General features: G+C 54.2%; 13 protein-coding genes. 2 read left to right on the top strand and 11 right to left on the bottom strand.

What is annotated here, in order from left to right; all coding sequences use genetic code 11:
- Window positions 1–59: 59 nt before the first annotated feature.
- The 4 genes from ppnP to DL346_RS00765 form a co-directional block, all read right to left on the bottom strand.
- Window positions 60–377, bottom strand: a complete 318-nt coding sequence (gene ppnP / locus DL346_RS00780) for a pyrimidine/purine nucleoside phosphorylase (RefSeq protein WP_112880098.1) — start codon at window positions 375–377, stop codon at window positions 60–62.
- Between the two features lie 120 nt (window positions 378–497).
- The gene (gene tkt / locus DL346_RS00775) at window positions 498–2,513 is read right to left on the bottom strand and encodes a transketolase (RefSeq protein ID WP_112880096.1); all 2,016 of its coding nucleotides are present in this window, start codon (window positions 2,511–2,513) and stop codon (window positions 498–500) included.
- A gap of 293 nt (window positions 2,514–2,806) precedes the next feature.
- Window positions 2,807–3,706 (bottom strand): formyltetrahydrofolate deformylase, encoded by a 900-nt coding sequence (gene purU / locus DL346_RS00770; RefSeq protein WP_112880094.1) that lies wholly within the window; start codon window positions 3,704–3,706, stop codon window positions 2,807–2,809.
- A 66-nt stretch (window positions 3,707–3,772) separates the two neighbouring features.
- Entirely contained in the window at window positions 3,773–4,900 is a 1,128-nt protein-coding gene (locus tag DL346_RS00765) for a deoxyribonuclease IV (protein WP_112880092.1), read from the bottom strand.
- 240 nt (window positions 4,901–5,140) lie between these two features.
- On the opposite strand from DL346_RS00765, the gene DL346_RS00760 reads away from it, so the two are divergent.
- Both DL346_RS00760 and DL346_RS00755 read left to right on the top strand, forming a co-directional pair.
- Window positions 5,141–5,572 (top strand): DUF2621 family protein, encoded by a 432-nt coding sequence (locus tag DL346_RS00760; protein ID WP_112880090.1) that lies wholly within the window; start codon window positions 5,141–5,143, stop codon window positions 5,570–5,572.
- A gap of 71 nt (window positions 5,573–5,643) precedes the next feature.
- On the top strand, window positions 5,644–6,546 hold the full coding sequence (locus DL346_RS00755; protein WP_112880088.1) for a TIGR01777 family oxidoreductase: 903 nt from the start codon (window positions 5,644–5,646) through the stop codon (window positions 6,544–6,546).
- Window positions 6,547–6,591: 45 nt separating this feature from the next.
- Here the strand turns inward: DL346_RS00755 and DL346_RS00750 are convergent, their stop codons facing one another.
- From DL346_RS00750 to DL346_RS00720, 7 genes are read right to left on the bottom strand one after another with little or no spacing between them, the layout of a single operon-like run.
- Window positions 6,592–8,289 carry a DUF6382 domain-containing protein gene (locus DL346_RS00750; RefSeq protein WP_112880086.1) on the bottom strand — a complete coding sequence of 566 codons (1,698 nt, stop codon included), beginning with the start codon at window positions 8,287–8,289 and terminating at the stop codon, window positions 6,592–6,594.
- A gap of 25 nt (window positions 8,290–8,314) precedes the next feature.
- Complete coding sequence (locus DL346_RS00745) at window positions 8,315–8,848, bottom strand: A24 family peptidase (protein ID WP_165822320.1); 534 nt, start codon at window positions 8,846–8,848, stop codon at window positions 8,315–8,317.
- A 23-nt stretch (window positions 8,849–8,871) separates the two neighbouring features.
- The gene (locus DL346_RS00740; RefSeq protein WP_112880082.1) at window positions 8,872–9,864 is read right to left on the bottom strand and encodes a TadE/TadG family type IV pilus assembly protein; all 993 of its coding nucleotides are present in this window, start codon (window positions 9,862–9,864) and stop codon (window positions 8,872–8,874) included.
- On the bottom strand, window positions 9,827–12,013 hold the full coding sequence (locus DL346_RS00735; protein ID WP_112880080.1) for a hypothetical protein: 2,187 nt from the start codon (window positions 12,011–12,013) through the stop codon (window positions 9,827–9,829). The genes DL346_RS00740 and DL346_RS00735 overlap by 38 nt, the downstream gene beginning before the upstream one ends.
- A gap of 4 nt (window positions 12,014–12,017) precedes the next feature.
- Window positions 12,018–12,740: a pilus assembly protein gene (locus DL346_RS00730; RefSeq protein WP_133257460.1), complete on the bottom strand. Its 723-nt coding sequence runs from the start codon at window positions 12,738–12,740 to the stop codon at window positions 12,018–12,020.
- Window positions 12,712–12,897, bottom strand: a complete 186-nt coding sequence (locus DL346_RS00725) for a Flp1 family type IVb pilin (RefSeq protein ID WP_112880076.1) — start codon at window positions 12,895–12,897, stop codon at window positions 12,712–12,714. The genes DL346_RS00730 and DL346_RS00725 overlap by 29 nt, the downstream gene beginning before the upstream one ends.
- Before the next feature lie 27 nt (window positions 12,898–12,924).
- Entirely contained in the window at window positions 12,925–13,782 is an 858-nt protein-coding gene (locus DL346_RS00720; RefSeq protein ID WP_133257459.1) for a type II secretion system F family protein, read from the bottom strand.
- Window positions 13,783–13,790: the final 8 nt, after the last annotated feature.

Below are 13,790 nucleotides of genomic sequence, written 5' to 3'. Positions count from 1 at the left end.
CGATTCGATTGGCAGGAAGCCAATGCGGGAACGGGGCAGCTTTTTTATCTTTAATCGGATTATTCTTGAATATAAGAACAGATATAATCGGTTACCGTTGCAACCTGCAGCTTGAACTTCGCATTGGCCGGAACGGTAAATTCGCCTTCGCCTGAGATGCTGATCCATTCGGAATCTCCTGGGAGCAGCACTTTCAGATCGCCTGCTTGGATTTCCATGATCTCTTTCGCATCCGTGCCGAATTCATACTCGCCCGGCATCATGATGCCGAGTGTTTTCTTCGTTCCGTCCGCGAATAGCACGGTACGGCTTGTAACTTTACCATCGAAGTACACATTAGCTTTGGTGACGACTGAAACATTTTCGAATTGCGACATAGTCCGATTGCTCCTTTGCGATATAGGCTTGGATTCATAATAGAAAGCAGGGCCGCAAGCCGCGAATGGTCGGTTGCCCTTCACGGCGATTCAGCCCTGCAAACGGTATGCTCGTTTAAATTACAGCAGGCCTTTAACTTTGCTTACCACGTTCTCGACGGTAAAGCCGTATTCCGCGATTACGCGGTCGCCTTTAGCCGAAGCGCCGAACGTGTCGATGCCGAGTACTGCGCCGTTATCACCCACATAACGCTCCCAGCCGAACGGGGAAGCCATTTCGATGGCAAGGCGGGCTTTAACTTCCGGCAGGATGACGGAATCTTTGTAAGCCTTCGGTTGACGCTCGAACAGGTCGAAGCTTGGCATGCTGATCACGCGGACATGAATGCCTTCAGCAGCAAGAGCCTTCTGGGCCGCTACCGCCAACTGCACTTCGGAACCAGTTGCGATCAGCTGTGCTTGAGGCTGGCCGTTCGCCGCATCCGAGACGACGTAAGCGCCCTTCTCGATGCCTGCGCGAGCTTGCTCGTTCGTGCCTTCGAGGACCGGCAGATTTTGGCGTGTCAGAACAAGCGCAATCGGCTGATCGGCTTTGGAAATCGCATAAGCCCATGCCGCCGACGTTTCATTCGCGTCTGCAGGACGCAGTACCGTCAGCTGCGGTATGATGCGCAGGGAAGCCAATTGCTCGATCGGCTCGTGAGTCGGGCCGTCTTCGCCTACGGCGATACTGTCATGCGTCAGCACGTACACAACCGGCTGTTTCATCAGCGCGGACAAACGGACTGCCGGACGCAGGTAATCGGTGAATACGAAGAAGGTTGCGCCGAATGCTTTCACGCCGCCGTGCAGGCTCATGCCGTTGATTGCGGCAGCCATTGCGAATTCGCGTACGCCGAAGTAAACGTTGCGGCCTTCGTAGCTGCCCGGCTTGAAGACTGGCAAGCCTTTCAGGTGAGTCATCGTGGAGCTCTCCAGATCAGCGGAGCCGCCGATCAGGTTCGGAACGTTCTTCGCAAGACCGTTCAGTGCGTTACCGGAAGCGACGCGCGTCGAAAGCGCTTTGTCCGCAGGCGAGTACGCAGGAAGATCTTTATCCCAGCCTTCAGGCAGTTCGCCGCTGATCGCTGTTTCGAATTGCGCAGCCAGCTCAGGGTGAGCCGCTTTATAGGCAGCGAACATTTCATCCCATGCCGCGTTTGCTTTCTCGCCGTTTGCCTTCACTTCCGCGAAGTGAGAACGCACTTCTGCAGGAACGTGGAAGGACTCGTGCTGCCACTCGTAGAATTGCTTCGTCAGAATCGTCTCTTCAGCGCCGAGCGGGCTGCCGTGCGTACCAAGATGGCCGCCTTTGCCGCCTTTGTTCGGGCTTCCGTAGCCGATCGTCGTTTTCACTTCGATGAGCGTCGGCTTGCTTGTCTCGGCTTGTCCAGCCGCTACCGCTTTCGCAAGCGCGTTCAGGTCGTTGCCGTCTTCTACGCGCAGCACTTGCCAGCCATATGCTTCGAAGCGGCCTTGCACGTTCTCGGAGAACGAAAGGTTCAGCTCGCCGTCAAGCGAGATATCATTGGAATCATACAGCACGACAAGCTTGCCGAGCTTCAGGTGAGCAGCGAGCGAAGCCGCTTCGCTTGCAACGCCTTCCATCAGGTCGCCGTCGCCGCAAACCGCGAATGTATAGTGGTCGATCACGTTCAGATCTTGTTTATTGTAAGTCGCGCCGAGGTGAGCTTCAGCCATAGCCATACCTACAGCCATTGCAATCCCTTGGCCAAGCGGACCGGTTGTCGCATCTACGCCGGCAGTGTGGCCGAACTCCGGATGACCCGGTGTTTTGGAGCCCCATTGGCGGAAGTTCTGCAGCTCTTCGATCGGCAGATCATAGCCGGACAAGTGCAGCAGGCTATAAAGCAGCATGGAGCCGTGACCCGCGGAAAGCACGAAACGGTCGCGGTTGATCCAAGTTGGGTTGGTCGGGTTGTGCTTCATTGTTTTCGCGAACAATTGATATCCCATCGGCGCAGCCCCCATAGGCATGCCTGGGTGACCGGAATTCGCTTTCTCAATCGAATCGATCGCAAGCGTGCGAATCGTATCGATGGAAAGCTGATCGATGGACTTTTGTGTGACTGTCATTACGTAAACTCCTCCTAAATCCGAATAGGCTAACATCGTGAAAAACGGGTAAAACTCTCTCTTTATGATGAAAATGGCGGTATGCCCGCACTGGCTTTGAAACATTGTACCACTACCACTCCTCCTTTTCCATCCTTAATGCGTTAGCGCACTAAAAAAATCGACATAAAGCGATACTATTGTCGCAGTCCTTTTGGCGGTGCAGCATAATGCTTTCCAGTGAAATATAAAAGGCGCGCCTACCGGAAATTTCCAGGCGGGCGCGCCAATGTTCGAGTGCGTATTTCAGCAAATTAATTAAATACGACGGTTTTATTTTTATGCACGAGAATCCGGTCCTCGACATGCCATTTCACGGCGCGCGCAAGCACGACACGCTCAATGGTACGTCCGATGCGCTTGAGGTTATCGACATCGTCGCGGTGGCTGACGCGCTGCACGTCTTGCTCGATTATCGGTCCGCCGTCAAGCTCCTCGGTGACATAGTGCGCGGTAGCGCCGATAATTTTGACCCCGCGGGTGTACGCTTGAGCATACGGCTTCCCGCCCACGAAGGCCGGCAAGAAGGAATGATGGATATTAATAATCCGGTTCGGGAATTGCTCGATGAACCTCGGCGAAATGATTTGCATATAACGCGCAAGAACGATGATATCCGCTTTGTCCGCCACGATTTCAAGCTGCTTCTTCTCGGCCTCCGCCTTCGTATCCGATGTTACCGGAATGTGGTGATACGGGATGCCGAACGATTCCACGAGCGTTCTCATGTCCGGATGATTGCTGATGACCATGGCGATATCCGCTTCCAGGTCGCCCGCCTGCCACTGCCACAGCAGCTCCAGCAGACAGTGGTCTTCTTTGGAAACGAAGATGGCCAGACGCTTCTTGCGGCTCGCGCGGAACGTGTGCCACTTCATTTCGAAGCGGTCCGCCACGCGTGCAAAATCTTCCTGGAGCACCGGCAGCTCGGTGTCCAGGTCTTTGAGATCGAATTCGAAACGGATAAAGAACATGCCGCCGCCCGGATCCATGGAATATTGATCGGACTGCACGATATTCGCGCCATGCTCATACAAGAAATGCGATACGGCCGCAACGATACCCGGGCGGTCCGGACAGGAAATTAGCATACGCGCACGATTGCGCTTATCCGGCCGCTGAGTGGATTGTCCGGGCTGATAGATGTTTTGCATAATAATGAAGTCTTCCTTCCGTCAACAAGTAGAATAGCGGTCTATGCGAGCTTGCTATAGGACAGCTTAAGCATTAACAAGCAGCGTTTTGCCGGCGAACCAAGCCGTAATCCGCTTATTGATGTCCTCTTCCGAAAGCTCCGGCAAAATGCGGTGCTCGGCTACGAGGTCGTACAAACGATCCATCGGCTCGCGCGGATCGGCTTTCTTCGCTTTCGCGTCGTTCTTCAGTACATCCCATACCGCCAGCACGTAGTCGCGGTGGCTGATATCCTGTTTATTGAAGAAATGATGCAGACGCTCCACATCCTCCAAAAATTCGCCGCCGAAGCGCGCATGCGCGTCGCCGCGCAGCAAGGCGATTTCCGCCTCGTACATCGGACGCTGCGTCTTGTCCTCTTGTCCGATCCATGGCGTTTCCAAAATAAACGGACGCCCTTTGAGCGCTTCGTGATGCACGATATTGCGGATTGCATCATGGCCGATCCAACCTGCGCCGATCGGAGCGTGACGGTCTTTGCCCGCGCCGCGCGGGTTCTTGCTGTCATTGATATGAACGACGGCAACGCGGTTCAGGCCGACGATGCGGTCGAATTCAGTCAAAACGCCGTCGATGTCATCGACGATATCGTAGCCGGCATCGTGCATGTGGCAGGTATCCATGCAAACCGTCAGGCGGTCGTTCGCACTGACTTTATCGATGATGGATGCAATTTCGTCAAAGCTTCGGCCGATTTCGGTGCCTTTGCCCGCCATCGTTTCCAGCGCGATGTTGACGTTCGTTTCTTTCGTGCCGTTCAGCACTTCGTTCAGGCCTTCAGCGATGCGGGCAATGCCGTATTCGGCATCCTTATCCGTATAGGCGCCCGGGTGCAGAACGATATTGCGTACGCCGATCGCATCCGTACGGCGGATTTCTTCCTGCAGGAAGCGGACAGCCAGCTCGAACGTATCGTCTTTGTATGAGCCGAGGTTAACGATATATGGAGCATGGACGACGATTTCGTCAATCCCCGCATCGCCCATCGCTACTTTGCCGTCTGGAATATATAAATCTTCAATCGGTTTACGCCGTGTATTCTGCGGTGCGCCGGTGTAGATCATGAATGTGCTTGAACCGTAAGATACGGCCTCATTCGTTGCAGTCAACAGACCTTTATCGGAAAAAGAAACATGGGATCCGATTTTTAACATGGATTCATTCGCTCCTTTCGTTGCGGGTCTAAGGCCGATTCTACGACCAGGATCCTCGCAAACGCTTGTCCTTCCTATTTTACAAGGAATGACGAAATAAATCTAGGTTCGCGAGCAATCGGCCGCGGCCAAAAACTGCCTGCTCGGTTGCGGGCGAACGATGGCATGGCTTATAATAGAAGCAATTTGTTGTGCACGATATGGACTAAGGCATAACTGAGTTGGTTGAGGTGAGGTACGATGGCTCCGGATTGGTTCATGTATTTTATCATGTTCTGGGCATTTGTCATGATTGGCTTTATGGCGGTTGGCGGTTATTTTATGTTTCGTAAATTTCTTAAAGTACTCCCGATGCGGGACGGCAAATCAAAGCTGGATTGGCAAAATTACTGGGTGGATCGCAGCCGCGGCATGTGGCCCGAGGATTCCAAGCAGTTTCTCGACAAGCTGGTATCGCCGGTGCCGAACGCATTCCGCGACATCGCACGGCACTCAATTGCCGCTAAGATCGCGCAGGTTGCGGTTGAAGGCGGGGCAACGGAAGTATCGCGCAGCCATTGCATTGAGGGTTATATCCGCGCGACGCCAAAGCGGGATTACCGCAGTTTGGTTACGTTTCTCGAGAAAGAACAGATCGATTACTCCGCGTATACGCACTTGCTGAACAAATAAGCCGCCCGCTTGGGCGGCTTTTGCTGTATGATGGAGGAAAACGGGTGCTTGGAGCTAGAGGAGGTCGTGACATGAAAGTGGCGGTAACCGGAGGAACAGGATATGTCGGGAAATTGCTTGTGCAGGCGCTGCTGAACCGCGGAAACGAGGTATGGGTCGTATCCCGATTCGAGAATAAGCAGAACAAGAAGACGAAGCTGCATTTCGTCACGTGGTCCCAGCTTGCCGAGTCGCCTTCCTTACTGGAAGGGGTCAACGCGATCGTCAACCTGGCGGGCGAATCCATCAACCGCCGCTGGACGAAGGAAGGCAAATCCGCCATTCTGCAATCACGACTAAATGCCGCCCGCTCGATCGCGAAGGTGGTCCAAGCCTTGAGTCGCAAGCCTTCCGTCGTCGTAAATGCATCGGGCATCTCGATTTACGGAACGGACGGCTCTGTCGTAAGCGATGAGTGGAGCCCTGCGGTGACAACCGATTTCCTCTCCTCCGTCGTGGAGAAATGGGAAGCCGCTGCTAACCGCATTGAGGTAAACCGGCTCGTGAAGTTGCGGATCGGTCTGGTGCTTGGCATGCAGGGCGGCGCCTTCCCGAAAATGCTGCTGCCCTATAAGCTGATGGCCGGCGGGCGCATCGGCAACGGAAAGCAATGGATCCCTTGGATCCATGAAGACGATATGATTCGCCTCATCTTGTTCTGCCTCGATAATCCGGAGGTGAAAGGTGCCGTAAACGCCTGTGCGCCTGAGCCGGTAACGAACGATCAATTTGGACGGGCTATCGGCAAAGCGATGGGAAGGCCGCACTGGTTCCCGGTGCCTGGCTTCCTCCTGAAAACGCTGCTGGGAGAGTTATCCTTCCTGCTCCTGGAAGGCAGCAGAGCCGTGCCCCGCAAATCTTTAGAGCTTGGCTTCGAGTTCCGCTATCCGACGGTACAGGAAACGATGAGTCAACTGCTGGGCCGGAAAAAATAAGCCGAGCCGTTAAGAGCGCCGAGCTGCACTGAATGAAACTGCCCTTCAACCTGTTCGCAGAGCAGGCTTGGAGGGCTTTGCATTTCCGGCCCGAAATACATACTTCGGTCCTTGCTCGCCTGCCAGCTGCAGGATGTCACTGTCCGTTAACGAATAGGCCTTGTAGGGAACCATCTCCGTTCCGTTAAGCGTGGTGCCGTTTCGCGAGCCCATGTCCTTAGCAAACCAACAGTCGCTGCTGGCCGACAGCTCCAGATGAGCTCTCGAAATGCCGGAAGACATATCCACAAAATCAACCCCTTCACTCGCTCGCCCGATTAGACACCGGCTCTGTTCCAGCCTCACTTTCTCTGCCTCACGACCTTCTGCCAGACGCTCAAGCCACGGCAGCATCTGCTTGCTTGGATCGCTGTCTGGAAGCTGTGTAGCATCTTGTCCAAGCAGTACAGTCGCATCGTCACTTGCAGCATGCTCGAACGTATTCCTCTGCAATCCGCCGATAGCGTGAATTGAACTTCCGTTAATCGGCCCTATCTCACGATGTGCATAGGACTCGGCTGCCTCCTCATGTTGTCTCATCGCATCCGCGAATCTCCGGTTCCCAGACCGGAGCGGAATGGAGTCCGGTATGAAGCCGTCACCATCGTTTGAGCTTGACCGCCGTTCGCTCCATTCCGTGTTCCCTTCTTGATCGCGGCTGCCTTGGAGCCGCCTGTTTACGATCAGCGCTGCCGCAGCGGCCATCAAAGTCAGTCCAGAGCATAAGAAAAGATTGTTTCGTGACGGTACAGGCAGGTAGAGAAAGCGCCAGATGGCTGCGATACTTAATAGACTCCCTGATGCAATCATCCAGCTTCGCTTCGAAGCCCCCTCAGATTGATCTGGCAGCTCGGTCAATGGAAGTTCAAGCTCATCGCGTGCACCGCTGCCGGCGGCAGCGCTCCCTTCGAAAGCGGCTGAGCTTGTGAACGCTATAGGCGAAACATGACTGGCAGCTGCCGCTCTTACAGGCGCTGGCGATAATGGAGCGACTGCAGCAGACGATGCAGATGACGGAGTCGCTGTCCTCAAGGAAGCCGGCACGGCTGGAATTTCAGGCCAAGCCGGTCGTACGGCAGATACAGGCTGATTTTTACCTGCTTCGGTTGACTCAGGGTTGGACTCCCGATATTCAGCTCCGAGCAATCCGAGCAATGTCCGCCTTAGTTTCCCCCATGCGACGTACTCACCGCGGAGGTCCTGAAATACTTGCTGCATGCCGCTCCCGTCTGGCTCCGCAATTGCCCCGACCCATCGTACAGCCATTGCAAGCACCGCTTCTCCTGCAGAAGCAACGAGCTTTGTATCTTGAAGCGGCACATATGCAAGTCCCGTGTCTTCCCAGTTCTCTCCGACGAATATGTACTGCTCATGCAGCAGAAAACAATCCTCGCGGAGCATGTAATGCCTGCAATCATCCAAGGTTTCGACGATAGCTAGCAGCAGTGCATAAAACTCGACCATTTTCAGCTGCTGGGTTTGGAGACGATGCATCAGCATGCGTTTGCCATTAATCGGATATCGAAATGTAATGCTGCCGTCGATGTCGGTCCATTCCACCGGAAGCAGCCTTGGAATCCGCTGGTTTTGCAGCATTTGAGTTTCGATCGGATCGAGCCTTTCTCTCGAAATGCCTGATGCCAGATCGACGATCATTTCCAGGCCGCGTTTCATCGTGAAATCAACTTTCAACTCTTCAAGCACTAGCTTCTCCTCCTCTCTACATTAGTTAATTGAATGGCCATTCGCGCATGAAGAACCAAGCCGTAACAGCTCCCGGGAGCACCGCAATCATAAACGGAAAGCGCAAGCTATCCTTCTTCAGACTCGCGAACCCCTCTGCTCTCAGACTCCAATTTACGGAAAGCAGAGATAATCCGAGCAGCAGCATTCGCCTCGCAAACGACTGATTCATGACAATTAGCGCAGCTCCTAATAAACCGCCGTACAAAATGGAATACATAAGCACCTGGAGCGAATGCCCTGCGCCAACCACGGCGCCCAGAGCTCCGAACAGCTTGACGTCCCCCGCCCCTATTCCCTTAAACGCATACAAAACGAGAAGCGGAAGAAATCCCGCTAATGCTCCTAGTAAGGAGAAAAACCCGCCATGCCATCCGTCAACTCCCAAATGATAAACGAGTCCGGCTGCAAAAAAGGATACCGTCAGCCAATTGGGGATGCGCAGCTCGCGGATATCACAAATAAACGCAATGCCAATTAGAATAGCCGCCAGTACGCTGTCAATCTGAGCCATCAGCATCAACCGCCTCCTTTCCAGATCGATTAGTCGCGCGTTCTCTTCTCCACGACAAAATGTCGGGCGGAACGGGAAGCGCCGTCGCTCGAAGTGACGATTAGCTCCCATATGCCAGGCGTCGTATTGCCGGAAACAAGCCAGGTCCATTCCGCGTATCCTTCGCTGTCCGTTACGGTTTCGCCGAGATGTTTAGCAACGCTTTGGCCGCTTTTGTACATGACTTTAATGGAAAGCTTCCTGCCCGGATTTGTACGTACAACGACGCGCGCCCTATGGCCCGGGTTTATCGGCGATGGCTCAAGCTGCACAATTTGAATAGGAGCCTTATCGTCCTGTTCCGATTGATCGTCCTTGCGCGCAGGCACCGAATCGCTTATCCATACACGCTCGGCCGCACTCTCCTTGAGCAGAATCGTTTTCCTCGTAAACGGAAAAGCAAGCTTAAACTCGTATTCCGCCTCGATTCGCAGCATTACCTCCGACCGGCCTTTCAAATCGGGCAGCGACAGCTTGCTAAGCCGAAGCTGCCCCGGATTAAGCACAGCTTCATCCGCCTCGTGCCGCAGCAGCGGTTCAACGATATGCCGCCCTGCCTCTGTAGCTGCGGCATCCACTACCGGCATCCAATTCCCCTGCAGCGCTGCGGACAGCAGCGGACCTGCCGGGGAAGGAAGCCATTCTTCGAGCTGCCGGGCAACCAAGTCAATTCCGGGCAGCTGTTTCAGAGCAGTCACAGTGGATAGAGGCGCCTGATCAAGTGTCGGATTTGCTGTTGAATTCCTAGACGCTGCATGCTTCAAGGCGAGATCGATCGGATGAATATTAGCCGCAGCTTGCCGAACAGATTGCGATACCGCGCTGTGAAGCGCCATTTGTACGGCATTCAGCCGAATCAAACAAATAAAGAACAAAATAACCATAAGTACGATCGGCAGAATAAGCGCAGCCTCCACAACGATGCTTCCGGCTTCTCCGCCGCGTCTACCCGTACGACCAGCCAATGGTATGCGTCGCTTCATAACGGTTATTCTTCACCTTTCCGCCCAGTAAGCCAGTTAACGCAAAGCTTCTCATCAGTCCTGGCAAGAACCACAAATTTACCGAGGACGTCAGTTCCCCGGTTAATCCGGTCGAGACGCTTGTCAACGTAAGATCTGTGTTGTGCTCAATAACGGCAATCATTCGCGCGGTCCTCTTCGAGCCGCCGCCATGTAATATCAGAAAAAGTCTCAAATAATCCAAATAGCTAAGCTCTGCGGGAGCGTACTTTGAAAGCTCTACCGTGCCCTTCTGCGAAATCGTCGCCATATCGGCGATTGAGTTCTCTATACCATATAAAACCGCAGCGGACAGCACGAGCAGCGGATGTCCAAGCGCACGCGAAGCGATGAACCCTTCCATCGTCCGTATCGCAAGCCGGATGCTGAATAATTCCCCGTAGGCGGCAGCCACGTTGGCGGCAGGTTCATGAAAGCCGTATAAAATATACTCCACTTCTTGATTCTCCAAAGCGAGCGCGGAAGTGAACGCCGCCTGGCTGCCTCCCCCTTCGGAGATCCGACCAAACAGGCGAGGATCAAACGAAGTAAACCGATGGATGATATATTCATTGATGTAGAGCGGATCCCGAATACCCTCAAGGAGATCCGCCATACCGCTGAAAATCGTACTTATGGATGCCATCGATTTCCTTGTTTCCTCGCCGGCTTTCTCACTGGAATCGGTTGACGTGCCCCCTTCGCCAAGCTGAGCTTCAGCGGCTTCATTGAACTTCAAGCTCGCTTCCATCCGCTTCTGAACCTCACGGAACGTTTCCCGGTTCGCTCCCTGGTTCGGAGCCGCCGCCATAGCCTGTATAAGCTGCCGCACTTGACCCAGCTTGGAATTGGCAGCCGCCTCGTTCGACTTCCGCTCCCGATCGTTGGATCGCCTGGCATCCAGCTCGTTCTGCCTAGCTTGAATGACAGTTCCCTGCTGATCATATTTGGCTGCATACGCATGGTATGCTAGTTCAAGCTGCCGGCTCGTTTCGGACAGCACGCCTGATGAATCATAACCTCCCAAGGAAGCCGTTACGGCTTGTCCGAAAGCAGCAGCCGCTGCATTCACCTTCTGCATATCCGCCGTTTGCTCTTGAAGCTCCATCCGATAAGCAGCGAACCAAGCTTGCTTCAGCACTAATTTATCCGCGGCTTCTCTCGCTTCACCGAAAGCGGACAGGTCTCCTTGGGCTCCATGCGAGCCGGAGCTTCCGTCCTGCAAGCTCTGACGGTTCATCCGATCGAATCCGTCTCCCGCTCCCTCTTCACGCAACCGCTGAATGATAGCGTGCATCTCTTCATTTAGCCGTTCCGCTTCTTGCAGCAGCGCTTCCGCTTTCTGCTGTTTCTCACGATGGCTTTGAAGAACCGCTGCACAATTCGCAGCGAGCAAGGAAGCCGTACTATACGCATGGTTTCGGTACGTCTGGATGGAAGCCGTATGCTGCGGCTCCTCATTGGCGCCTCGCATGGCGTCCGCCATGCGCCACTGCACATACATGCTATAGCCGCTGGCAATCCCGACGGCTGATTGCACAAGCGCCCCAATCGAATTCCTCATATCTGCAGCCATTTGCTTCTGAAGAGACAGCACCTCTTGCAGCCGCTTCTCCCGCTCATCATAGAGCCGACGCACCTGTTCAAGCATCTCGACCGACATCGAAGCTTCCTTCATTGACGAGGCCATCGGCACGAATTTGGAAGCTATTTCTATCGTGAAATCGATTGGCGCCTTATATTTGGTTTCCTCCAGCACCTGTCTCGTGAAGACCGCATGATTGCCTAGTACTTCATAGCTGTTCACGTGCGATGACTCCGTCCGTCCGCGAAGCAGCCTGAATCCTTTGTCGTCCGGGTTCCAATTCAGCTCTACGGCTTGTGCAAACAGTTCTCCGCGGTCCGTGCCCCCCGCCCCGAATAAACCGTACTGCTCATACAGTTCCCCGTCGTATGCGGACAAAGCGGATCGAATGCCGGATTGCGCAGCCAGCTCGCTTTGCTTCTGGAACGCCGCAATTCTGGCAATATCGATAAGCAGCGATGTAACAAGCAGCATGGCAGCGGTAGATACGACCAAGTAGATCGAAACAGCGCCATCGCCGCTCCTCCAGAAATGCCATCGACTCATTCTTCTATTGCTCCCCGTCATGAAGTGATTGCCGTTTCCGGAGGACTTCCCTTGCTTGTGCCTTGCCTCGTCCGGATTGGCCGGCAAACTTTCCTGCGTAATACCTGACCAAATCGACATTGCGAATCAGCTCAACAGGATCTACGATGACCGCGGCTGATAGCGCCCTTGGTTCCGAATGCCCGAGCAGTGAATCCAGCACGGGAACGGACAGCGGCTTACGCAGCTTTATCTTGATGCGCTGCTGCAAGCCGCCATCGTATTCAATCGTCCCTTCGAGAGGCTGCATCACTCTGTCTGCTTGGTTGCCCAATTTCTTTTGCGGCAGCGACTGAGCCGTTCGACCGTTATCCTCGTCCACAGCCTCCCTAATCGTAAGACTTATGCCGCCCTGACTGCCGCTTCCCATCTCGAACAATGACTGCAATACGCCATTATCGGCGAGACGCCAGTATAATCCGTCATATTCGCCTGTCTTCCCCATTCCGCTGACAGCATCCCTATAGCTGTTATCCCAGCGAAAGGCAGCTCGCTCCGCCGTTAAAGAAGCAACCGTATAGAGCACGACTTTCTGATAGGTGTACATGCCGAGCATCAATAGCCCCAGGAGAGAAACGAAGATCAGCGGAAAGACCGTGCTGGCTTCCAGCGTGAAACCCCCTTCCTCCCTTCGCGCCCAAGCTTGCCACCTGCGAAAACTAGTTGAAAATTTCGTTCGCCTTGTCATCCGCATCGCCCATCAATTTCTGCATTAGCGCAATGATCCAATCCTTGAACAGCAGCGCCAAAATGATTACAACGGCGATAATAAGGACAACCTCCAGCGTTCCAAGACCTTCTTCATTTTTCCAAAACGCAAGCCAAGCTTTCTTTACATTTTTCATGTCAATCGCTCCTATTAAGTGTTGTAGTTAGCCGCCCATCATTAAGATTGCGGGCGAGGCGACAAGCGCCATTAATACGATAAATAAGCCGACAAGCGGAAAGACGAGCTTTGACGAGGCTTCTTCGCCTCTTGCTCTGGCTACGGATTTGCGTTTCTCCCACAAGGAGTACGAAAGCTCCTTCAGCGACAACACGAGCTGATCGCCGCCGCGCCGGTAATTAAGCAGCAGCGTCGTTGTGAAAAGCGAGACCTCTTGTACTGCGCAGCGCCTGCTCACCGTTTCCAGCGCGGCCGCAAAGGACTCGCCGTTGCGTACGGCCTCATTGGCTTTGCGGAGCTCGACCATTAGCGGACTCGCAGCCTTTTCATCCTTCCGCTCGCTTGCGCGGACTAATGCGCGCTGCACCGTTTCTCCAGCTCCAAGCAGCAGCATCAGCTTGCTGATCACCTCGGGCAGCAGCAGCAAAATATCCTGCTTGCGGCGCTCGACCTTCGCGGCGGTATCCCTCCATTTGGCCGCAGGCAGGATGAACCCCAGCAGCAGGCCAATGTACAGCAGCGCTTGCTCGTCGCTTAGCACGCTGAGCCAGGCCCCCGCACATGCAGCTAAATATCCCGTACCTACAGTTAAAGCGACGAATCTAGCCGTATCCTCTACGGTCCAGCTCCTTCCGTTCAGAAGAAAGAGCCTGCCGTGCAAACTGGCGAGATAAGGCTGCATGCGCTGCATCAGACCCGACCGGTCAAGCAGGTATCGAAAAGGTACGATGATGAACCGCTCGGATGGGCTCTGCGGAACTCGTCTCCTTCGAATCTCGCATTGTACGAGTGCAGCGCTCCAGAGGGCCGTCAACAAAGTCCCCGCACAAACCGATAAAATCAACCCCAGCA

The sequence above is a fragment of the Paenibacillus montanisoli genome, from assembly GCF_003268025.1.
Classification (GTDB): Bacteria; Bacillota; Bacilli; order Paenibacillales; family Paenibacillaceae; genus Paenibacillus_Z; species Paenibacillus_Z montanisoli.
Note: the sequence above shows the minus strand (reverse complement) of the source record. Positions and strands in the feature narration are given on the sequence as shown.